The 20,453-nt window shown below is 63.8% G+C and carries 19 protein-coding genes; 10 read left to right on the forward strand and 9 right to left on the reverse strand.

Annotated elements, in window-relative coordinates:
• The first annotated feature begins 182 nt into the window (after nt 1-182).
• From WG908_RS05570 to WG908_RS05580, 3 genes are all read left to right on the forward strand, one after another.
• Nucleotides 183-932: an SDR family NAD(P)-dependent oxidoreductase gene (locus tag WG908_RS05570; protein ID WP_340185584.1), complete on the forward strand. Its 750-nt coding sequence runs from the start codon at nt 183-185 to the stop codon at nt 930-932.
• A gap of 105 nt (nt 933-1,037) precedes the next feature.
• Complete coding sequence (locus WG908_RS05575) at nt 1,038-1,424, forward strand: nuclear transport factor 2 family protein (protein WP_340185585.1); 387 nt, start codon at nt 1,038-1,040, stop codon at nt 1,422-1,424.
• Between the two features lie 65 nt (nt 1,425-1,489).
• Nucleotides 1,490-2,239, forward strand: coding sequence for an SDR family NAD(P)-dependent oxidoreductase (locus WG908_RS05580; RefSeq protein WP_340185586.1), 750 nt, complete (start codon nt 1,490-1,492; stop codon nt 2,237-2,239).
• Between the two features lie 59 nt (nt 2,240-2,298).
• On the opposite strand, the gene WG908_RS05585 is transcribed toward WG908_RS05580, so the two are convergent.
• Nucleotides 2,299-2,817 carry an SRPBCC family protein gene (locus tag WG908_RS05585; protein ID WP_340185587.1) on the reverse strand — a complete coding sequence of 173 codons (519 nt, stop codon included), beginning with the start codon at nt 2,815-2,817 and terminating at the stop codon, nt 2,299-2,301.
• A gap of 276 nt (nt 2,818-3,093) precedes the next feature.
• On the opposite strand from WG908_RS05585, the gene WG908_RS05590 reads away from it, so the two are divergent.
• Nucleotides 3,094-3,729: a TetR/AcrR family transcriptional regulator gene (locus WG908_RS05590; protein ID WP_340185588.1), complete on the forward strand. Its 636-nt coding sequence runs from the start codon at nt 3,094-3,096 to the stop codon at nt 3,727-3,729.
• Nucleotides 3,730-3,788: 59 nt separating this feature from the next.
• Complete coding sequence (locus tag WG908_RS05595) at nt 3,789-4,220, forward strand: nuclear transport factor 2 family protein (protein WP_340185589.1); 432 nt, start codon at nt 3,789-3,791, stop codon at nt 4,218-4,220.
• 150 nt (nt 4,221-4,370) lie between these two features.
• On the opposite strand, the gene WG908_RS05600 is transcribed toward WG908_RS05595, so the two are convergent.
• Nucleotides 4,371-5,531, reverse strand: a complete 1,161-nt coding sequence (locus tag WG908_RS05600; protein ID WP_340185590.1) for an acetyl-CoA C-acetyltransferase — start codon at nt 5,529-5,531, stop codon at nt 4,371-4,373.
• Nucleotides 5,532-5,720: 189 nt separating this feature from the next.
• On the reverse strand, nt 5,721-8,234 hold the full coding sequence (locus WG908_RS05605; RefSeq protein ID WP_340185591.1) for a sensor domain-containing protein: 2,514 nt from the start codon (nt 8,232-8,234) through the stop codon (nt 5,721-5,723).
• Nucleotides 8,235-8,389: 155 nt separating this feature from the next.
• Between WG908_RS05605 and WG908_RS05610 the strand changes: the two genes are divergently transcribed.
• From WG908_RS05610 to WG908_RS05620, 3 genes are all read left to right on the forward strand, one after another.
• Nucleotides 8,390-9,283: an iron-containing redox enzyme family protein gene (locus WG908_RS05610; protein WP_340185592.1), complete on the forward strand. Its 894-nt coding sequence runs from the start codon at nt 8,390-8,392 to the stop codon at nt 9,281-9,283.
• A complete protein-coding gene (locus WG908_RS05615; protein WP_340185593.1) occupies nt 9,280-9,645 on the forward strand; it encodes a response regulator transcription factor in 366 nt (121 codons plus the stop codon). Before WG908_RS05610 ends, WG908_RS05615 begins: the two co-directional genes overlap by 4 nt.
• Nucleotides 9,646-9,736: 91 nt before the next feature.
• Nucleotides 9,737-11,602, forward strand: a complete 1,866-nt coding sequence (locus tag WG908_RS05620) for an ABC-F family ATP-binding cassette domain-containing protein (RefSeq protein WP_340185733.1) — start codon at nt 9,737-9,739, stop codon at nt 11,600-11,602.
• 6 nt (nt 11,603-11,608) lie between these two features.
• Here WG908_RS05620 and WG908_RS05625 read toward each other — a convergent pair whose 3' ends face one another.
• The 6 genes from WG908_RS05625 to secB form a co-directional block, all read right to left on the reverse strand.
• On the reverse strand, nt 11,609-12,853 hold the full coding sequence (locus WG908_RS05625) for a YceI family protein (RefSeq protein WP_340185594.1): 1,245 nt from the start codon (nt 12,851-12,853) through the stop codon (nt 11,609-11,611).
• Between the two features lie 95 nt (nt 12,854-12,948).
• Complete coding sequence (locus tag WG908_RS05630; RefSeq protein ID WP_340185595.1) at nt 12,949-14,172, reverse strand: dicarboxylate/amino acid:cation symporter; 1,224 nt, start codon at nt 14,170-14,172, stop codon at nt 12,949-12,951.
• Between the two features lie 115 nt (nt 14,173-14,287).
• Nucleotides 14,288-14,971, reverse strand: coding sequence for a DUF4136 domain-containing protein (locus tag WG908_RS05635; protein WP_340185596.1), 684 nt, complete (start codon nt 14,969-14,971; stop codon nt 14,288-14,290).
• 151 nt (nt 14,972-15,122) lie between these two features.
• On the reverse strand, nt 15,123-16,127 hold the full coding sequence (gene trpS, locus WG908_RS05640; RefSeq protein ID WP_340185597.1) for a tryptophan--tRNA ligase: 1,005 nt from the start codon (nt 16,125-16,127) through the stop codon (nt 15,123-15,125).
• 8 nt (nt 16,128-16,135) lie between these two features.
• Nucleotides 16,136-17,722: a murein biosynthesis integral membrane protein MurJ gene (murJ, locus tag WG908_RS05645; RefSeq protein ID WP_340185598.1), complete on the reverse strand. Its 1,587-nt coding sequence runs from the start codon at nt 17,720-17,722 to the stop codon at nt 16,136-16,138.
• 109 nt (nt 17,723-17,831) lie between these two features.
• Nucleotides 17,832-18,332: a protein-export chaperone SecB gene (gene secB / locus WG908_RS05650; RefSeq protein WP_340185599.1), complete on the reverse strand. Its 501-nt coding sequence runs from the start codon at nt 18,330-18,332 to the stop codon at nt 17,832-17,834.
• 187 nt (nt 18,333-18,519) lie between these two features.
• Between secB and WG908_RS05655 the strand changes: the two genes are divergently transcribed.
• Nucleotides 18,520-19,188, forward strand: coding sequence for a Tim44/TimA family putative adaptor protein (locus WG908_RS05655; protein WP_340185600.1), 669 nt, complete (start codon nt 18,520-18,522; stop codon nt 19,186-19,188).
• The gene (gene mltA, locus WG908_RS05660) at nt 19,185-20,453 is read left to right on the forward strand and encodes a murein transglycosylase A (RefSeq protein WP_340185601.1); all 1,269 of its coding nucleotides are present in this window, start codon (nt 19,185-19,187) and stop codon (nt 20,451-20,453) included. Before WG908_RS05655 ends, mltA begins: the two co-directional genes overlap by 4 nt.

The raw sequence follows: 20,453 nt of genomic DNA on the forward strand, positions 1-20,453 counted from the left end.
AGTGGAATATGAACCGCAGATGGAAAATTGTAATGTCCGGCAAAACAGCTTCGCAGTGACCTGCGCAGGCAGGATCGGACACCCAGGCGGGAGAATGCCGGCGCCATCGGTTCGCCGACTATCTGATATCAGGGCAACAAATATGCCAACGCATCAAGGCGGGAGCGAGTAGGATGAGAGGATTGAGCGGCAAGGTTGCAATCGTGACCGGAGCGGCTTCGCCGATCGGCATGGGTTTTGCCACGGCGAAGCGGCTGGCCGAAGAGGGCACGCGGGTGGTCATGACCGACATCAACCATGCCGAAGTGGCCGCGCGTGCCGCCGAACTGCGCAGTGAAGGTCATCGGGCAATCGCCTGCGCGCACGACGCGACCGATGAAGCCGCGTGGGAAGAAGTGTTGCGGGCGACGAAGGCCGAATTCGGCGTACTCGATATCCTGGTCAACAATGCGGCCATTTCTGCGATCAATCATGTTGTCGATATACCGCTGGACGAATGGCGGCGCGTGGTGGACGTCAACAGCACCATGGCGTTTCTGGGGTGCCGGATGGCTGCGCGGGAAATGCAAGCCACGGGCAGGGGTGGAGCGATCGTCAATGTCGTGTCCATCGCCTCGATCGTCGCCGGGGAATATGGCGGCGCCTATTGCGCGAGCAAGGGTGCGGTCCAGATGCTGACCAAGGTGCTTGCGATCGAGACGGCCAAACAGGGTATCAGGGTCAATTCGGTGCACCCCGGCTATACCGCGACGGCGATGCTGGGTGACGCGAATGACGAGGGCGCGTTCGCGCAGACGATCGCGAATATTCCGGCCGGTCGGCTGGGGCAGGCGGCTGAAATGGCCTCGGCGATCGCGTTTCTCGCGTCGGACGATGCGGCCTATTGCAATGGCAGCATGTTGGTTGTTGATGGCGGATTGACGGCGCAATAAGGGAAGCCGGCTCCCCGCGCATCCGACAAGCGCGCGAACGCCGGCGCGTCGAACAAAGCCGGATGAACAAGCGACGCTCATGGCAGGTCGAACGAAGGAGAAGATATGGACAGTGAAAAAAAGCTGGCGATCCGGCGATACTGCGATGCGGTCGGCAAGGGCGATGCAGAAGCGATCAATGCCCTGACGACCGAAGATTATGTCCATGAATTTCTGGGCAGCACGGTGCTGCGCGGCAAGCGCTCGCGGTCGGAACTGCTCGATCAGTTGGTGGCGTTTTCGTCGGCTCTGGCTGTACCGGGCGAATTCGTCTTTCAGGAGATGGTCGAGGAAGGCGACATCGTCTCGGCGATGTTCTCGGGCAAATGCGAACTGGTCAACGGCAAGCGCTTTGACGGCGATTACGCGGTCTTCGTCCATTTCAAGGGCGACAAGATCGCGTTGATGCGCGAATTGATCGACACGAAGCTTGCCGACAGCGTTCTCGCCTGAACGACGCGGCCAGCACGATTTTTGATACAGATTTTTGATACAGATTATTTCAAGAAGGACCCAAAATGTTTGATCTGACAGGCAAGGTAGCGATCATCACGGGCGGCTCCAGCGGCATCGGTGCCGCGGCGGCACGAACATTTCACCAGCTGGGCGCCAGCGTTACCATCGGCGACATCCAGGCCGAAGCAGGCGAAGCGCTGGCCGCGGAGTTGGGCGACAGGGTCCGCTTTTCCCGGCTCGACGTTACCAAACAGGATGACTGGGAACGCACCATCGACGAAACCGAGGCCGCATTCGGCCCGGTGAATGTGCTGGTCAACAACGCGGGGCATTCGGGTCACTGGAAGCCCGCATCGGAATTGACGCTGGAAGAATTTCGCAAGGTGTGCGCCATCAATCAGGAAGGCGTTTTCCTGGGCATGAAGCTGGTCCTGCCGTCGATGATCCGCGCCGGTGGCGGCTCGATCGTCAACAATTCGTCCGGCTACGGACTGGTGGGCGCCGCCAACAACCTGGATTATTGCGCGTCCAAATTCGCGGTGACCGGCATGACCAAGGCTGCCGCGATCGAGTTCGCGCCGTCCAAGATCCGGGTCAATTCGATCCACGCGGGCGTGGTGCTGACGCCGATGGTTCGGGACACGATGGCGTCGTTGGGAGCGGATGGCGATGTTTTCATCGCGCGCATGCCGCTCAATCGCGGCGCGGATCCGTCGGAGATCGCCAGCGTTATGGCATTCCTGGCGTCGGAAGCAGCAAGCTTCATGACCGGCGCGGCCGTTCCAGTCGACGGTGGCCTGACCGCTCAATAATCAGGAAAGCGCAGCGGGCGGGATGGCGAATTCGCCGACCCGCCCGCCATCTGCGCACATCACGCGCCCTGTTCGCTCGCTCTTTCCCTGGCGAAATGGCTGTCGAGGCTGGAGACGATGGCGATATATACGTTGTGGAGCATTTCACCATATAGCGGCCCGTTTTCGGCCGGGATGACATCGAAATTCGACGACACGGTCATCATGCATCCGCCATCGTCCAACTCGTCCAGCGACCAGGTCGCCATATAGTTGCGGATGCCGGGAACGAAATCGTCGGTGGCATCATAATAGAGCCGGTGCGCGACCGGATCGGCAAGCAGCAGCACCTCGCGATTTTCATCCGGCGCCCCGTTTTCGACCGCGCCTTCGCCACGGGACATGACGCGCGTGCGCGGCACCACGTCCGGCTCGCCCTCAAGCCAAGAATCCATCAGCTTCAGGCCCTCGGCATTGTTGCCGTCCTGATACCAGAACAATGTGCCCCAATTGGTTATCAACGCCCACACATCTTCGATATTCGCGTTGATCTTGCCCTGATGATATCCCGAAACTCTATGCACTTTGACCACAGACATATCTCCGCTCTTGAATGTGATTGTCGCGCCCGCCTTTCGCGGGGCTTCACTGACCGATAGCACCGTCAATAGAGGCCATGACTTCGCCCATCAATCACCTTTGTCGGCCATTCCCATATCGCCGCCACGCCACTGCCGACCTTTTGCCAATATCGGTCCGGCGCGCGCGCGACGAGGCGGTGGTTGACGCGATTAGAGCACCTGATAAGCTAGATACTAATAACTAGACCCCGGGGGGCTTTGGAATTGAGCGTCGAATCCACACCTGAGCGAATTTTGTCGACTGCGCTGAGGCTCTTCAACAGCAACGGCGTGGACCGGGTAGCCATCTACAAAATCGCGTCGAACCTGGGCATCAGTCCCGGCAACCTGACCTATCATTTCGCGAAAAAGCAGGACATCATCTACTCCCTGATCGATCGGCTCGAACTGGAGGCGTCCGAAGTGCTCTCCCGCCAGCGCGACCCCAGCGCCCGGCATCTCGCCCAATATATGGTGAACCTGTTCGGCCTGATGTGGCGCTACCATTTCTTTTTTGAATCGCTGACCTATTTCACCGCCACCGATCCGCATCTGGCCGAAAGCTATCGCCGTATCATGGCGACCGCGATCGACGGGTCCATACAGCGGATCGAAGATGCGATCGCCTGTGGCGATATCGCGCCGATGGTCGAGCCCAATAGCCCCAAGATCCTGGGCGAAAATATGTGGGCGGTGTGGGTCAATCGCCTCGGCGCCGCTCGGCCGGGGCATGATGAAGCATGCGACAGCGTCATAGCCATTTATGATTGCTGTATCCATCATATTAGCCTGATCCAGCCCTATGCCGGCAAAACCTATATATCCAAGCTGCATGAATCGGTCAGAGAATATCTCAATATTGAAGCCGAACCTTACACAGTCGTCGAATAATATAGCTGTTTCCTTGCTAATCCCGGACAGCGGATGGAGCAACATATCTACAGGAGAAGATGAAGATGAGTACGGAAGATCGCCTGGCGTTGCAGGAACTCAATTATAGTTACGCCTATTTCATCGACAGCCTGGAGCCTGACAATTGGGCGAACATTTTTACGCCCGATGGCGTTCTCGACGAAAGCGCGTTTTTTCCCGACGCCCTGTTCGAGGGGCGTGATGCGATCCGCGCTTATGGGGAAACGATCCGCGGCAATGTCGCGATGATGGTCCACCTGATGACCAATCACATCATCCGCGACCTTACGCCCACGACGGCGACCGCCACGTCCTTTGCCCTGGTCGAAACGATGCGCAAAAACGGCGAGCGTTTGCGCTTCCATGTCAAATATGAGGACGAGTATCTGAAGATCGGCGACAGCTGGAAGATCGCGAGGAAAACCTTGCGCAAATCCTTCACGCACGAGAATGTTGTCGGAGCGGAGTAGGCATCGCGGCTTCGGGGGCGGATGGCCGCTCCCGATCCGCTGAAGCTGCCCCAGGGCGTGAACTGGGTGCAAAAATCAGGGCGCTGCACGATAGGTTGGCATCGTGCAGCGCCCTGAATGCTTTTCAGGTCAGGTCGGGCGAGACCGAGATTACAGCGCCTCGACTATGGTGACGTTGGCCTGACCGCCGCCTTCGCACATCGTTTGCAGGCCATATTTGCCACCGCGCGCGCGCAGCGCATGCACCAGCGTTGCCATCAGCTTGGCGCCCGATGCGCCAACCGGATGGCCGAGTGCGATAGCGCCGCCATTGACGTTCATCTTCGCCGGATCGACACCGGTATGCTTCAGCCAGGCGAGCGGCACTGGCGCGAACGCTTCGTTGACTTCGAACAGGTCGATGTCGTTGAGGGTCATGCCAGCGCGCTTGAGCGCCTTGTCGGTAGCAAATAGCGGCTCTTCCAGCATGATGATGGGATCGCCCGCCGTCACCATGAAGCTTGCGATTCGCGCGATCGGCGTCAGGCCATATTCCTTCAACGCTTTTTCCGACACGATCATGACGGCAGCTGCGCCATCGGTGATCTGCGATGACGTGGCCGCCGTGATCAACCCGCCGTCCAGCACGGTTTTTACGCCCGCCATGCCTTCCAGCGACACGTCCCAGCGGATGCCTTCGTCCTTGACATGCATTTCGGACGTTCCATCGGCCAGCGTAATCGCGATCGGCACGATTTCGGCGTCGAAGGCGCCGGAATTGGTCGCGGCGATCGCCCGGCGGTGGCTTTCGACACCAAAGGCGTCAAGCTCGTCACGGGTCATGCCCCACTTCTTGGCAATCATTTCGGCGCCGCCGAACTGGCTGAAATCCTTGACGCCATAGCGTTCGCGGATCGCATCGATCATCGGCGTCTTGCCTTCGGCGCTATTGGTCGCGGAACCCAGCGGAACGCGGCTCATGCTTTCGATGCCGGCGGCGATCACCACGTCCTGCGTGCCAGACATGATCGCCTGCGCCGCGAATTGCATGGCCTGCTGGGACGATCCGCACTGCCGGTCGATGGTGATCGAAGGCACGGTTTCGGGCAGTTTGGATGCGAGGACGGCAAAGCGCGCGACCTGCCGCGACTGCTCGCCGACTTGCGAGACGCAACCCATGATGACGTCGTCGATCGCTTCGGCCGGGACGCCGGATTTCGCGACGACTGCGTTGAGAACTTCGGCGCCGAGTTCGACCGGATGCCGGCCGGACAGGCGTCCATTGCGCCTTCCGCCAGCGGTTCGAACGGCGGCCACGATATAGGCGTTCATATGCTTTCCTTTAATATCCTGCCCAATCCACGCGCCCGGTCAGGCAGGCGCTGAAAATCCTTCACGGCGCCGGGCTTTGGTCCATCGTCTCATAAGCGCCTGACCCCGCCGTGCAAAGAGCTAGGTTGCCCATACTATATTTTTTTGTCGAGGGGCAGCGCGGCCGCTTGTCGCTGGCCCAGCGCGAACTCAGGTGATCGCCTCACGCGCAATAGGGCGGCCGAGCAGAAACCCCTGTCCAATGAAGCAGCCCTGTTCCAACAGCAGCGCGGCCTGGGCCTGGGTCTCGACGCCTTCGGCCACGACGTCGAGATTCATGCTGACGCCCAGATTGACGATGGCATCGACAATTGCCGTATCGCTGCGGTCATGGCCGATATCGTTGACGAAGCTGCGGTCGATCTTGAGGACGTCGACGGGAAATTGCTTGAGATGACTGAGCGATGCATAGCCAGTGCCGAAATCGTCCAGCGCGATCCTGATCCCGTTTGCCGACAATTTGGTGAGGGCGCGCTTCACATTGTCGCCGCCCCGGCCCAGGAACACCGTTTCGGTAACTTCCACTTCGAAAAAATCGGGCGGGACGTTGTGCCGCGCCAGATGATCCAGCACGCGCTCGGCGAAATCATCGGCCGAAAAGTCCGACGCCGATGCATTGACCGCCACACGTCCGCAGTCAACGCCCGCGTCGATCCAGTTGCGCATGTCGGCAGTAACCAGCGTCATCATCCGTTCGGTCAGCGCGATCGCCACCTGCGGCGTTTCGAACGCCGCCAGGATCGATGCCGGACCTTGCAGGCCAAGGCGCGGATGGCGCCAGCGCAGCAGCGCTTCATAGCCGAGGATGCGGCCCGTGCGCAGGTCGACTTTGGGCTGGTAGAAAGGAACGATCAGGTCTTCTTCGAGCGCTTCGCGCGCCATGCTGATCATCGATGCGCGTTGCTGCGTTTCGGCGCGCAATTGCGAATGAAATATGGTCAGCTGACCCCGGCCCCGCGCCTTGGTGGCGTAAAGCGCCAGGTCGGCCGCCTTGAGCAGCTCCGCCGCTTCCTCGCCATGGTCGGGAAAGACGCTGGCGCCGATACTCGCATTGCATTCGACATGGCGACCGTCGTGCATGAAGGGGACGGCCAGCCTTTTCCTCAGATCGGTCGCGCATCGCTCGACGGCTGCCGGGTCCGCCAGCGACGGCGCGATCACCGCGAATTCGTCTCCGCCCAGGCGGCCGACGATGGCGTCATCGGGCGCCCATTGCATGATGCGCGCGGCGAAGTTGCGCAACAGCGCATCGCCGCCATCATGCCCCAGCGTGTCGTTGGTGCGCTTGAGATCGTCGACATCGAGCAGCATCAGGCCGAAATGCGCGCCATTCGCTCGCCCCTTGCGCGTAAAGTCCTCCAGTGCCTCCTGCCACAGCGCCCGGTTGCGAAGGCCGGTCAGCGGATCGTGAGTCGCGGCCCAGCGGATCCGTCGCTCCGCATCACGCTGCTCGGTCACGTCCTGAAATGTCACCACCAGGCGGGACAAGTCGCTGCCTGCCGATACGCCATTCCAGCCGGTGCTTTTGAGCCACCGCGTTTCGCCGGTGTCCGCGCGCCTGATACGCAGCGTAGCTTCGAAATGATCGGGTGCGGCGCCCGTCGAAACGGAGGCCATGATGTCGCTCAGCCGGGAACGGTCGTCGGGATGGACCAGCGCGAGCGCCAATTCGTTGGTGGGTTCGGCGTCCGGGCTGACACCCAGCATGGCCTTGAGTTCGGGCGACCAGGTGCGCGTGCGGGTGGCCGCATCATAATCCCAGATGCCAAGGTTGGCCGATTGCACCGCCAGCCGGAACCGTTCTTCGCTTTCCGCGAGAGCGGCTTGCGAAAGATGCTGGTCATGAACGTCATCCAATGTCCCGTACCAGCGGAAGATATTGCCATGATCGTCCAGCCGGGGCGCGGCCCGTGCGCGCATCCAGCGATAGGACCCGTCGGGCAGGCGGATGCGGTATCGTACATCGACCGGCGTCGCCGTCGCCACGCTTTGGGCCCATGCGGCCTCCACGCCCGGCCTGTCGTCGGGATGGAGGGCATTGACCCATCCTCGTCCCTTCGCACGATCGGGATCTTCCCCGGTCAGGTGCAGCCAGCGTGGCCCTATTTCCTCGATCTCGCCTTCGGGTGAAGCCGTCCAGGGCAATTGCGGGTTGAGCGCGACCGCCCAGCGATAATGCGCGTCGCTTTCCTCCACCGCCTTTGCCAGGCGATCCTGCTCCTCGATCATCAGCGCGTGAATGTCGGTGGTCACGCCGTGCCAGCATTCGCGACCGTCGGCGTCCCGATCGAAGCGCAGATGGTTGAGCGTCCAGCACCATGATCCGTCGGCTTGCCGCAGGCGCAACCGCACAGGATCCGGCCGGTGCGACCCCAGCGCCGCGGCGATCAGCAGCCGGCGATCGGCCGGATGGACGAACGCGCGCCAGCGCCGCCCGTGCAAGGCCGCTTCGGACCGGCCGATCAGGCGGGTCGCTTGCCGGCCTGCTACCTTCAGGCGGCCGCGATCATCGGCGACCCAGCGGAGCCGGGCGGGTGCCAGCGTGTCGAAAACGGCGCCGGACAGAATATCGTGCCGATACGGAAATGAAGGCAGGCGAGCGGCATCGCCGTGCGAAAGTTCGGTGCTGAAGGGGCCAAACCTGCGTTCGGCAAATCGATCCATTATGGTTCTCGGCGATGGTGGCCGAATGTCTTTAGCGGGAAAGAATGAACAAAGTCTGGCGCCGCGCCGGCGATAATCTGGATCAATCCGTTCCTGCGGAACGCTGCCGCGCGTCGCGCGCTTATCCTTGCAGATGATTTAGGAATGACAACGCAATGGCAACCCGACCCCTTACGATCGAACGATCTTCGCAATTTCTACAGGATGATTTTCAACGGCAACTTAGTCGATGGAACCGACGACGCCTGGCTCCCGCCTTTCCGACAGCCGACTGGCGCCGGCAAGCCGACGAAGACCATGCGATCATGCGCCTGGAACATGCGTTCATCGAAGAGTTGCGCGCCGAAGTCGCCGACGAAGCGCAGAACGTCCCTCGCGAACCTGCTGCGTTCATCGCCTGGTTCGAAGATTTGAAAGAGCATGGTCCGGGCCAGAATGACGATCTGTTCCCCTGGCTGGCCGATCATGCGACCCGCGATGAGTTACGCTGGTTCCTTGGCCAGGAAACCGCAGGTGAGGCGGGCTTTGACGACCTTGTCGCCTACACGCAAATCAAGATGCCGGCGCGGCCCAAGCTGGAATTGGCCCGCAACTATTGGGACGAGATGGGGCGCGGCAATCTCAAGGGGATGCACGGGCCTATGCTCGCGCGGCTGGTCGACATTCTCGACCTTGAAACCGCGATCGACGCGACCGTGTGGGAAAGCCTGGCGCTGGCCAACGCCATGACGGCGATGGCGACGTCGCGCCACTATGCCTGGCACAGTATCGGCGCGCTTGGCGTGATCGAACTGACAGCGCCTGGCCGGTCGGCCTGTACCGCGCGGGGACTGCGTCGTATCGGTTTGACCGAATCCGAGCGCCGCTATTTCGATCTGCACGCTGTGCTGGACGTGAAGCATAGTCGCGACTGGAACGATGAAGTGATCGCGCCGCTGGTGGCCGAAGATCCCGACCGGGCGCCGGCCATCGCGGAGGGCGCCCTTATCCGCCTGCGCTGCGGTGGGCGGTGCTTCGCCCGCTATCGGACGCATTTCGGACTGTCATGACGATGACTGGCGCGGCGAAAACCATTTTGCTGGTCGAGGAAAACAGCGCGAGGGCCAGCATGATCGCGCGCCTGTTGCGGCAGGCCGACTACAGGGTCGATGGACCTTACAGGAATGTGTCGGACGGCATAGCCGCTCTGGCCGCCCATTTTCCCGATGGCGCGATAATCGACGCCGATCGGGTCCGGGCCGGCGAAGACTTGCTGGCGGGCGACCTCGATCGTTACGGCATACCCTATATAATATGTTCCAGCGATCCAGCCTCGCGATCCGCCATCGGTCGGCATCCCGCCGCCATGCTGATTGATCACCGCGATATACCTCGCCAGCTCCTCAAGATACTGAGCGATACGCTGCATTAGGCGTTTGGCGGTCGCGGGCTGGGAAGGCAGGTTTTCGGGTTGAGCGATAGCGGCCATGACAGGCGGGTCGTTGCCTGCTACGGCGCGCGCCATGCTCAATTTGAACGCTATCACCGTGCGGCTGGGTGGCCGCATCATTCTGGACCGCGCCAGCGCCGCGTTGCCGCCGCGCAGTCGCGTCGGCCTTATCGGCCGCAACGGCGCTGGCAAATCCACGCTGATGAAGGTCATGATCGGCCAGCTCGACCCCGATGAGGGGGGATGCGAGATGCCGCGCGGAACCCGGTTGGGCTATATCGCGCAGGAAGCGCCATCGGGAAAACAAACGCCGTTCGAGGCGGTACTGGCCGCCGACAAGGAACGCGCGGCTCTGATGGTGCAGAGCGAGACGTGCGAGGACCCTGACGAGCTTGGCCATATCTACGAGCGGCTGATGGCGATCGACGCCTACACCGCCCCGGCGCGCGCCTCTCGCATTCTGGTCGGTCTTGGCTTTGACGAAGAAATGCAGGGGCGACCGCTGGACAGCTATTCGGGCGGCTGGAAGATGCGCGTCGCGCTCGCCTCGCTCCTCTTCTCCGAGCCGGATCTGCTGCTGCTCGACGAGCCGTCGAACCATCTCGATCTCGAAGCGACGCTGTGGCTCGAAAATTTCCTCAAAAGCTATCGTGGCATGATCGTCGTCATCAGCCATGAGCGCGACCTGCTCAACAATGTCGTCGACCATATCCTCCATCTGGAGGGCGGCAAGGTGACGCTCTATCCGGGCGGCTATGACGCGTTCGAGCAGCAGCGGGCGGAAAGGCTGGCGCAGCAGGAAGCGGCGCGGACCAAACAGGCGGCCGAACGCGAAAAGCTTCAGGAATATATCGCCAGGAACAGCGCGCGCGCTTCGACCGCAAAGCAGGCGCAGTCGCGGCAGAAGGCGCTGGCGCGGATGCAGCCGATCGCCGCCGCGATCGAGGACCCGACGCTGGCCTTCACCTTTCCCAGCCCGCCCGAACTGCGCCCGCCCTTGATCACGCTGGACATGGCGGCGGTGGGTTATGGCGACACGCCGATCCTCAAGCGGCTCAATCTGCGGATCGATCCTGACGATCGCGTCGCGCTGCTGGGCCGCAACGGCAACGGCAAGACGACGCTTGCCCGGCTGATCGCGGCGCAGTTGCCGCCGATGGAGGGCGAGGTCAATGCGTCGTCCAAGATGAACGTGGGCTATTTCACCCAGTATCAGGTCGAGGAACTGGATGTCACCGACACGCCGCTCGAACATATGACGCGGGTGATGAAGGGCGCGACGCCAGGTGCGGTGCGGGCGCAATTGGGGCGCTTTGGCTTTTCGGGCGAGCGTGCGGTGCAAAAGGTGGGCAGCATGTCGGGCGGCGAGCGCGCGCGGCTGGCGCTGGCGCTCATCACCCGCGATGCGCCGCACCTGCTGATCCTCGACGAGCCGACCAACCATCTGGACGTCGACAGCCGCGAGGCGCTGGTGCAGGCGCTCAATGCCTATACCGGCGCGGTGCTGATCGTCAGTCATGACCGGCACATGGTCGAACTGGTCGCCGACCGGCTGGTGCTGGTCGATGCGGGCGCGGCCACCGAATATAGCGGCACGCTGGAGGATTATACCGACTTCATCCTGGGCAAGGCCGGGACGTCCGGGGGCGGGGACGCGCCCAAGGTGGACCGCAAGGCCGACAAGCGCGTGGCCGCCGAATGGCGCGAAAAGCAGAAGGTTCTCAAGAACGCCGTGTCGCGCGCCGAAAAGGAAATGGCCGCGCTCGCCGCCGAACGCAGCCGCATCGACCAGGCGTTGTTCGACCCCAAGGCCGCCAGCGGCGCCGAGGCGAAGATGACCGCCGGCCAGTTGATGGTGAAACGCGCCGACATCGAGACGAAGCTGGGCGCGGCGGAAGAAATATGGATGGAAGCAACCGCGGCGCTGGAGGCGGGGTAGCCTCGATCAGCGCTGGTCCTTGCGCGCGGTAAAGGCGAAATCGACCGCTACCTTGGCGTCCAGCCCCTCGCTGCTCGCGCCATTGCCGACACCGAAGGGCGCGCGGGCGATGGTGGCAGATCCAGCGACCTTGCGGCTTTCGCCCGTGCCGGTGAGGGTGAAGCGGATCGCCTGGGGCCTGGTGATGCCTTTGAGGTCGAGCGTACCCGTGGCGCGATAGCCGTTCGCCCCGGTCCGTTCGGCGCCCTTTGCCGTGAAGGTTGCGGTGGGGTGCGCGGCGACGGCGAAAAACTCTTCGCCCGGCAGCATCCCGTCCTGATAGGCATCGCCGACGCTGGCGCTCGCCATGTCTATGCTGACGCGGATGTCTGCGGTTTCAGGGCGCTCAGGGTCCATCACCATCGCCGCGGTCCATTTGCCGAAGCTGCCCTTGATCGTATCGCTGCCATTGCCGACCGCAAAGCCGATGCGGCCGCCGGGCTGTAGCGTCCATGCAGGCGGAGGGGCGATGCTATCCTGCGCGACCGCCTCTTCGCTTGCGTCGACCGCATTTGCCGGCAGGGCGGCGTTTTCTGATTCTGTCAGTGCAGCGGCATTGTCGGCGCTGGCGGCGTTGTCGGGCAGCGGTTCGGCGGCGGTGGCGCGCGGGGCAGGCCCTGCTGCGGGCACGATGGCCTTGCCCAGCAGCAGGCCGGCCGGCACCAGCAGCGCGAGCAGCCACAAAAGCGCGGTCGAGCGTAGCGGGATCATCCGCCAGACGAGGCCGTCGCGCAGCAGAAGCTGGTGCCGCAATGCACCTGCGACATGCAGCAGGAACAGCAGGATGCCGAACCATGCGAGCAGGCCATGGCCCCCCTCGGTCAATTCATGCGCGGCCGCGGGCAGGGGCAGGTGGGGCAGGGGGATGATGCCGAAAAGCAGCGTGGGCACCTTGACCTTGGCGGTGGATACCAGCGCCCAGCCGGTCAGCGGCGCGCCCAGCATGAACAGATAAAGTCCCAGATGCACGGCTTTGGCCAGTGCCCCTTCCCACCCCCCTTCGGTCGGGGCGGGCCGGGGTTTGGTGAAACGCACCGCGATACGGACAAGGGTCAGCAGCAGGATGGTGATGCCTACCGTCTTGTGGAGCTGGTACAGCGCGAAACCACGCGCGCCCAGATCCTCCAGCGCCCAGCCGACGCTGATCTGAAACGCGATGGCGAAGGCAATGATCCAGTGCAGGGCCATCGCGATGCGGCTGTAGCGTTGCATGGCATTCCTCATATTGGCTGCGGTGTGACAAGGGCTAGGATAAGGGGGCGCTCCTGTCCACCGCGGCGGGAAACGATTAAAATGCGGTCGGCCGCTCAGCCTGGCGTCTGGTCGATGATGCGGGCGACGGCCATGTCCGCCGTCACATTCCCGACGGTGCGGAAGATGTCGGGAACCGTCTCTACCGCCAGCAGCAGCGGGAGGGCGTCGACCGGTACGCCCATGGCGAGGCAGATCGGCCCTGTGGTGGTAAAGAAGCTGACCTGGCTGGGAAGGCCCACCGCCGCCAGGCTGACCACGGCGGCGACAGCGACGCCGACCACGAGCTGAAGCGGGCCGATGGCCACGCCATTCATCGCCGCGACGTAAAGCGCGATGCCAAGATTGGCGGGCGGGCTGGTGATGCGGAACAATGATACCGCAAGCGACAGGACGATGCTGCGGATTTCGGGGCGGAGTTGCAGGGGGCCATCGCTCGCCGCGATCATGGCGGGAAGCGACGCGATGGAACTTTGGGTCGAAAAGGCGATCGCCTGCACCGGCAACGCGGCGCGAATGAAGCGCCCCGGCGCGATTTTCCCCATGATGATCGCCAGCGGATAGACGAGCAAGGTAATCCCGACGCAGAGAATGACAATGAACAGGATATAGTGAAGGAGCGTCCCGGCGGTTGCCAGGCCCGATCGGCTGCCCGCGACCAATGCCAGCGCGAACACCCCGACGGGCGCAAGCCACAGGACCCAGCCGACCAGCACCAGCAGCGCATCGCTCATGGCCGACAGCAGGCCGTTGATGCGCGCGCGCGGCTCCGCCCCGATGCGGGTGACCGCAAAGCCGAAAGCGAGCGCGAAGATCACGACCGCGACCACCTGGCCCTCGGCGGCTGCCTTGATCGGATTGGCGGGTATGAACCCCAGCAACCATTCCGCGGAGGGACGGACGTCTTCGACCTGGGTGGCCGGGCCAGCCGAAGCGATGGCGTCCGCAGCGCCGGCAGGAACAGGCCACCAGTAAAGCAGCGCCGGGCCGGCGAAGGCCGCGACGCTTGCCGCCCCGACGAGCAGGATGGCGAACAGGATGATGGATCGGGCGGCCGGGCCGCCCGCGCGCGCCGTGGTCGCCGCCTGGGCGACGCCGGTGACCAGCAGGGCGAAGATCAACGGGATCAGCGGCATCTGGAGGGCATTGAGCCATGCGCTGCCGACAGGCCGGGCGATGGCGATCGCGCTATCATTGGCCGCGCCGCCCCATTCGGACAATGCGATGCCGCCGGCCAGGCCCAGCGTCAGGGCGATCAATATGCGAACGGTCAGCGACATCATGGCTCCCTGATCGCCGCCAGCCTATCGCACGCCCGGCAAAAAGAAAGCCCGGCGACCTTTCGACCGCCGGGCGAGATAGGCGCGCTTGGGAGCCTTCGCCTAAAAAATGCCGTCAGCGCTTTTCGGGCGGCAAGGTGATCTTGATATCCTCGCCCGACTGGCCGGGGAAATTCACGAACATCGCATCGACGAGGTTGGGGACCAGATAGGTCAGCTTGTTGCTGAGCGACTGGGCGCTGGCCTTGCCTTCGAACAGGCGGAGATTGTCGGCGGACCGGTCGATCTTCATGGTCAGCGCGCTGGTATAGACGGTATAGCTCGACACGTCATTGAAGCCGCCGGCGCCGAACAGCCAGGGATCGTAAAAACCATAGCCCCATGGTCGGCCCCAGGCGCCGCGATAGCCACCGCCCCAGCCGCCCCATCCGCCGCCCCATCCGCCGCCCCAACCGCCGCCGCCCCAACCGCCGCCGCCAAAGCCGGTGCTACGAACCTTTTCACGGCCATTGTCGACGTCATAGGCGACGCGGACGATAAGATCGGCGCGGGCCGGATCGTTCGAGGGCACATAGCCGGTCTGGGCCAAGCGCTGCGACACGAAGCTGGCATAATGGGCAAATTCCAGGCCGCCGGCCAGGCGCGGATCGTCAGCGACGATGGTGAATGTCTGCCCTTGCGCCGCCGGAAGCTGCTGGAAACGCGCGACATCCGCCTTGAACGGGGTCGCGCATGCCGAAAGCCCCGCCAGGGCCAGAGCGGGCGCGGCGAAAAGGCCAATCCTCTTGAACATGGTCATGGTCTACGTCCTGTTGCGGGCGACGAGCCCGAAAAACATTCTTGCGCCCTGCCATAGCGAAACGCAACTGAACAACCATTGAACGCGCGAACAAGCCGAACGGGCGCAAAAGATGTTCTGTTTCAAGGACGTTGTCGCCGGCAAAAAGCCGTCAGCGCATCAGCCCCATGGCATCATAAGCGGCGCGCAACGTGGGTTCGGCAGCGGCCGAAGCCTTCGCCGCGCCCTTTTCCAATATGGCATCCAGCGCGTCGTCATCTGTACGCAGCTGCAGGAAGCGTTCGCGGATCGGGCGGAGCGATTCGACCAGCACTTCGCCCAGCGCGGGCTTGAACGCGCCGAACCCTTGACCCGCAAACCGGGCGCACACCGCATCCGCCGTGATGCCGGCAAGCGCGGCATAGATGCCCACCAGATTGGTCGCTTCGGCCCGGCCGGCCAGACCCTCGGCCGTTTCAGGCAGCATCTCCTGATCGCTCTTGGCCTTCCTGACCTTGGCCATGATCATGTCGTCGTCATCGGTCAGGTTGATGCGGCTCATGTCGCTGGGGTCCGACTTGGACATCTTGGCGCTGCCGTCGCGCAACGACATGATCCGCGCGGTTTCCTTGGGGATGATCGGGGCGGGCAGGGTGAAGAGATCGACGCCGAAGTCGGTGTTGAACTTGGTGGCGATGTCGCGGCACAGTTCCAGATGCTGCTTCTGGTCTTCGCCTACCGGCACGTGCGTCGCATTGTAGGCGAGGATGTCGGCGGCCTGGAGCACGGGATAGACGAACAGGCCGACCGATGCGCCTTCGCGGTCCTTGCCCGCCTTGTCCTTGAACTGCGTCATGCGGTTGAGCCAGCCGATCCGCGCCGTCCCGTTCAGCAGCCAGCACAGTTCCGCATGGGCGGGCACGCGCGCCTGGTTGAACAGCACGCTGCGATCGGGATCGATTCCGGCGGCGACCAGCGCGGCGGCCATGTCGCGCACGTTGCGGATACGCTGCTCGCGGCCCTCGTGCACGGTGATCGAATGCATGTCGGCCAGGAAAAAGAAGCATTGGGACTGAGAGTCCATCTCATCCTGCATCCGCACCCAGTTGCGGATCGCGCCCAGATAATTGCCAAGGTGGAGGTTGCCGGTGGGCTGGATGCCGGAAAGGACGCGCATGGGGTTGGTCAGCTCGCTTTGGAGGGGCGGCGAAACGCTGCCCGTAATTCGGAAATCGCATAGGCGCGCAAGGCCAGTGCCGCCGCGCCATAGACCATGCCGCCGATCCCGCACAACAGCGCAAGGGCGATCGTGCGCTCGGCGACGCTGCGCGCCATATAAGGGTCGAGCAGCGGGTTGAGGAGATGGAGCGCCCCGCCCATGACCGCGCTTGCCAGCACGATCCGCACCGCCTTGGCGCGAAAGCGGGCGTCCATGCGCATCTGGCCGCGTCGATGGAGCAGCCAATAAAGTATCAGCACGTTGACCCAAGCGGCGATCGCGGTCGAGATGGCGACGCCGACATGGCCGAGCGGCCAGATCAGCGTCAGGTTGCCGACCAGATTGAACAGCATCGAAAAAACGGCGACCCGCACCGGCGTCCTGGTATCCTGCCGCGCATAGAAGCCGGGCGTCAGCACCTTGATCAAGACATAGGCCGGCACGCCCACCGCAAAGGCCGCCAGCGCGCCCGCCGCGCCCGCCGTGTCGGCGGCGGTGAACGCGCCATGCTGGAGCAGCCCGCGAATCAGCGGCGTCGCCGACACGCACAGCGCGACCGCGGCGGGAAGCGCGAGGAAAAGCGACAGCTCCATCGCCCGGTTCTGGGTGTGGCTCGCCGCCGCCTCGTCCCCGCCGCCGATCTGGCGCGACAGGGCGGGCAGGATCGCGGTGCCTACGCCAATGCCGATCAGGCCGAGCGGAAGCTGGTTCAGCCGGTCGGCATAATAGAGATAGGATACCGCGCCTTGCGGCAGGAAGCGGGCGGCTAGGCTGGTCGAGACGAGGAGGTTGAACTGGATCGCCCCGGCACCAAGGGCCGCCGGGCCGATGAGCGCGAGCATCCGCCTGACCTGCGGCGACAGGCGAGGGCGCGACAGGCGCAGCACCACGCCCGCGCGGCGGCAGGCCCAGATCAGCCAGAGTAACTGGAGCAGACCCGACACCGTGACGGCGATCGCCTGCGTATGCGCGGTTTCGACCGGCGTGTCGCCGCGAAAGAACAGGATCGCGACGATCATGCAGATGTTGAGCAGCACTGGCGCGGCGGCATTCACCCAGAAACGGTCGAGCGAATTCAATATGCCGCCCAGCAGCGACACCAGGCTGATGAGGGCGAGATAGGGGAAGGTTATGCGCGTCAGCGTGACCGCCAGGTCGAATTTTTCCGGCCCGCCATCGGGGAAGCCGCCGGTCATCGCCCACACCACCGGCGCGGCCAATAGCATCATCAGGGCGGTGAACAGCAGCAGCACCGGAAACAGAATCGAAAGAACCTGCCCGGCAAAGGCGACGGCGACGGCCCTGCCGCTCCCTGCCGACTCCTTGTCGCCCTGCGCCATGGAGCGGTTGAACATCGGCACAAAGACGGCGGCGAACGCCCCTTCGGCGAAGAGCGCGCGAAACAGGTTGGGCAGCCGCCAGGCGATCAGGAAGGCGTCCGACGCCAGGCCCGCGCCCAGATAGCGCGCAACGAGCATGTCGCGCGCCATGCCCAGGATGCGGCTGACCAGGGTGAGGCCGCCGATGGTGGAGGTGGCTCTCAGCAGGCCCATGACATGATCCAATCCCGTTCGCCCCGAGCTTGTCGAAGCGCCGCTCTTCTTACAAAGAAAAGCGCGGCTTCGACAGGCTCAGCCCGAACGGGGCGAGGCGGCAGGCTCTTCAGGCGTTGCCGATCGGGGCGCTGGTCGCCTGCATCGCTTCGGCCTGCTGCAGGTAAAGCGCACCGAAATCGATGGGGTCGAGCAGCAGCGGCGGGAAACCGCCGTCGCGCACGGCGTCGGCCAGCACCCGGCGGGCAAAGGGGAAGATGAGGCGCGGCGCTTCGGCCAGGACGAACGGCTGAATCTGGTCGTCGGGCACGTTGCGCATGCCAAACAGCGCCGCATAGACCAGTTCGACGGCAAAGGCGGTGCCCGCGGGCGTGGTCGCCTTGACGTCGATCTTGAGCGACACTTCGGTCACTTCATCGCCCAGCTTTTCGGCGCCGATGTTGAACTGCACGTCGATGGCGGGCTGGTCCTGCCATTGATATACCGCCGGCGCGTTGGGGTTTTCGAAGGACAGGTCCTTCACATATTGGCTGATGAGCGCGATCTGGGGCGCGGTATCGGCGCCATTGCCGGGCGTGGTCACGGTGATGAGGTCGGCATCGTCGGCCATGTCTTTTCCTAGCTTTTCCCTGTTTCCCGGCGTAGCATATGGCGTCCGCCGACTTGACCCGCGCGCTTAGCAGGGCGTGGAGGGCAGAGCAATGGCGACGCCAAAGTTCGCCATCGCGCCATTTGAATCTGGCCGCAAACATGCCTATGTTGACGTTTGTTGTGCCGAAGGAAGGGTTCTCGCCCCCGTGTATGTCATTGTCATTCTTGCCCTGATCGCCGGTTTTCTGGCTCTGCGCCTCTATTCCGTGCTCGGCAAGCGCACGGGACATGAGCAACAGCCCGCGATCCGGCCCGCCGACGAGCGGCCCAAGGTCGCTGCCAAGGGCGGGGTCATGCAGCCACGCGCACTGGGCGATGGGGGCGTCGAGCCCGTTCGCCTCGCTGACGGAATGATCGCGCCGGAAGCGGAAAATGGCGTTCGCGCGCTGATCGCCGCGGATCGCAGCTTCGACGTTCCGCAGTTCGTCGAAGGAGCCAAGTCCGCTTACAAGATGGTGCTCGAAGCCTTCTGGCGCGGCGACCGCGAGGAACTCGCCTGGCTGTGCGATGCGGACGTGCTGGCGTCGTTCGACGAAGCGATCGCATCGCGCGAGGCGCAGGGCCATGTGCTCGACAATCGTTTCGTGCGAATCGAAAAGGCCCAGATCGTGGAGGCGGGGATCGAAGCGGGCATGGCCCAGGTCGCCTTGCGGTTCGAGGCCGATATCGCCGCGGTCACACGCGACAAGGATGGCAATGTCGTGGCGGGTTCGCTGACCGACGCGATCGGCACCAATGACATCTGGACCTTCACCCGCGATATCCGCAGCGCCGACCCCAACTGGAAGCTCAGCGAGACCGACGAGGCCGCATGACGTTGCGCACGACGGGCGGGAGCCTGCTGCTGGCGCTGCTGCTGTCGGGCTGCGCCGGGGGAATGATACCGCCATCCGCGACGGGACCCGGCCCGGCGGTATCACGTCCCCCCCGCTCGACGCCGCAGGGAGAAGTCGCGACCCGGCCGCAAGCGGCGACGCCCCGCGCGCCCTTGCCGTCAGCTTCGCCGCCCGCCGCCGCGATCGACCCCGCCAGCGCCGCAGGGATCGGGCTGACCAAGGGGCCGGCCATCGGCGACCTTATTCCGTCGGGCGAGCGGGCGCGGCTGGCGCTCCAGGCGTTCCGCATCTCCTGCCCGACCCTGATGCGCCGCACCGACGCCAGCGGCCTGACGCGGGGCAGCGACTGGAATACGGCCTGTGCGGTCGCCGGAAGCTGGCCTGAGGCAAGCGCTACGGAGTTTTTCGCGCGCCATTTCGAGGCGGTTCAGGTCGGCGACGGCGCGGCGTTCGTGACCGGCTATTATGAGCCGGAAATCGCCGGATCGCGCACGCGCCAACCGGGATACGACATACCGATCTATCGCCGCCCCGCCGACCTGATCGACGTCAATCTCGGCCTGTTCAGCGACAACCTGAAAGGCAAAACGGTTCGGGGCAAGGTGGATGGCACCGCGCTTGTCCCCTATGACGAACGGTCGCAGATCGTGGCCGGGTCGCTTGCCGGGCGAGGGCTGGAACTCGCCTGGGCGGCCGATCCGGTCGAATTCTTCTTTCTGCAGGTCCAGGGCAGCGGCCGGCTGAACCTGCCCGATGGCAGCGTCATGCGGATCGGCTATGACGGGCAAAATGGCCGGGACTATACCGGCATCGGCAAGCTGATGAAGGATCGCGGGCTGATCCGGGCCGGGTCGATGCAGGACATCATGGCCTATCTGCGCGCCGACCCGGCGGAAGGCGCTGCGATCATGAACGAGAACAGGAGCTTCGTTTTCTTCCGCGAATTGACCGGACCGGGACCCATAGGCGCGCTGGGCGTGCCGGTGACGGCGGAGGGAACGGTGGCCGCCGATCCCAAATATGTGCCGCTGGGCGCGCCGGTGCTGCTCTCGCTCGACCGCGCCGAACCCAACGGCATCTGGATCGCGCAGGATACCGGCGGCGCAATCAAGGGGCCTAACCGGTTCGACAGTTTCTGGGGTGCAGGCGCGCGCGCGCGCGGGATTGCCGGTGGCATGTCGGCGCGCGGCAGCGCGCTGCTGTTGCTGCCGATCGGAACCTATGCACGCCTGACGGGCCGTTGA

Origin of the sequence: Sphingobium anseongense, assembly GCF_037725245.1 — a bacterium.
Taxonomy (GTDB): domain Bacteria; phylum Pseudomonadota; class Alphaproteobacteria; order Sphingomonadales; family Sphingomonadaceae; genus Sphingobium.

Coding starts and splice junctions, on each gene's coding strand:
- WG908_RS05610 (WP_340185592.1), top strand. CDS start 8,390: ATGGCAACCCGACCCCTTACGATCGAACGATCTTCGCAATTTCTACAG.
- WG908_RS05635 (WP_340185596.1), bottom strand. CDS start 14,971: ATGACCATGTTCAAGAGGATTGGCCTTTTCGCCGCGCCCGCTCTGGCC.
- murJ (WP_340185598.1), bottom strand. CDS start 17,722: ATGGGCCTGCTGAGAGCCACCTCCACCATCGGCGGCCTCACCCTGGTC.
- WG908_RS05600 (WP_340185590.1), bottom strand. CDS start 5,531: ATGAACGCCTATATCGTGGCCGCCGTTCGAACCGCTGGCGGAAGGCGC.
- WG908_RS05575 (WP_340185585.1), top strand. CDS start 1,038: ATGGACAGTGAAAAAAAGCTGGCGATCCGGCGATACTGCGATGCGGTC.
- WG908_RS05620 (WP_340185733.1), top strand. CDS start 9,737: ATGCTCAATTTGAACGCTATCACCGTGCGGCTGGGTGGCCGCATCATT.
- WG908_RS05580 (WP_340185586.1), top strand. CDS start 1,490: ATGTTTGATCTGACAGGCAAGGTAGCGATCATCACGGGCGGCTCCAGC.
- WG908_RS05625 (WP_340185594.1), bottom strand. CDS start 12,853: ATGCAACGCTACAGCCGCATCGCGATGGCCCTGCACTGGATCATTGCC.
- WG908_RS05605 (WP_340185591.1), bottom strand. CDS start 8,234: ATGGATCGATTTGCCGAACGCAGGTTTGGCCCCTTCAGCACCGAACTT.
- WG908_RS05630 (WP_340185595.1), bottom strand. CDS start 14,172: ATGTCGCTGACCGTTCGCATATTGATCGCCCTGACGCTGGGCCTGGCC.
- mltA (WP_340185601.1), top strand. CDS start 19,185: ATGACGTTGCGCACGACGGGCGGGAGCCTGCTGCTGGCGCTGCTGCTG.
- WG908_RS05615 (WP_340185593.1), top strand. CDS start 9,280: ATGACGATGACTGGCGCGGCGAAAACCATTTTGCTGGTCGAGGAAAAC.
- secB (WP_340185599.1), bottom strand. CDS start 18,332: ATGGCCGACGATGCCGACCTCATCACCGTGACCACGCCCGGCAATGGC.
- WG908_RS05585 (WP_340185587.1), bottom strand. CDS start 2,817: ATGTCTGTGGTCAAAGTGCATAGAGTTTCGGGATATCATCAGGGCAAG.
- trpS (WP_340185597.1), bottom strand. CDS start 16,127: ATGCGCGTCCTTTCCGGCATCCAGCCCACCGGCAACCTCCACCTTGGC.
- WG908_RS05595 (WP_340185589.1), top strand. CDS start 3,789: ATGAAGATGAGTACGGAAGATCGCCTGGCGTTGCAGGAACTCAATTAT.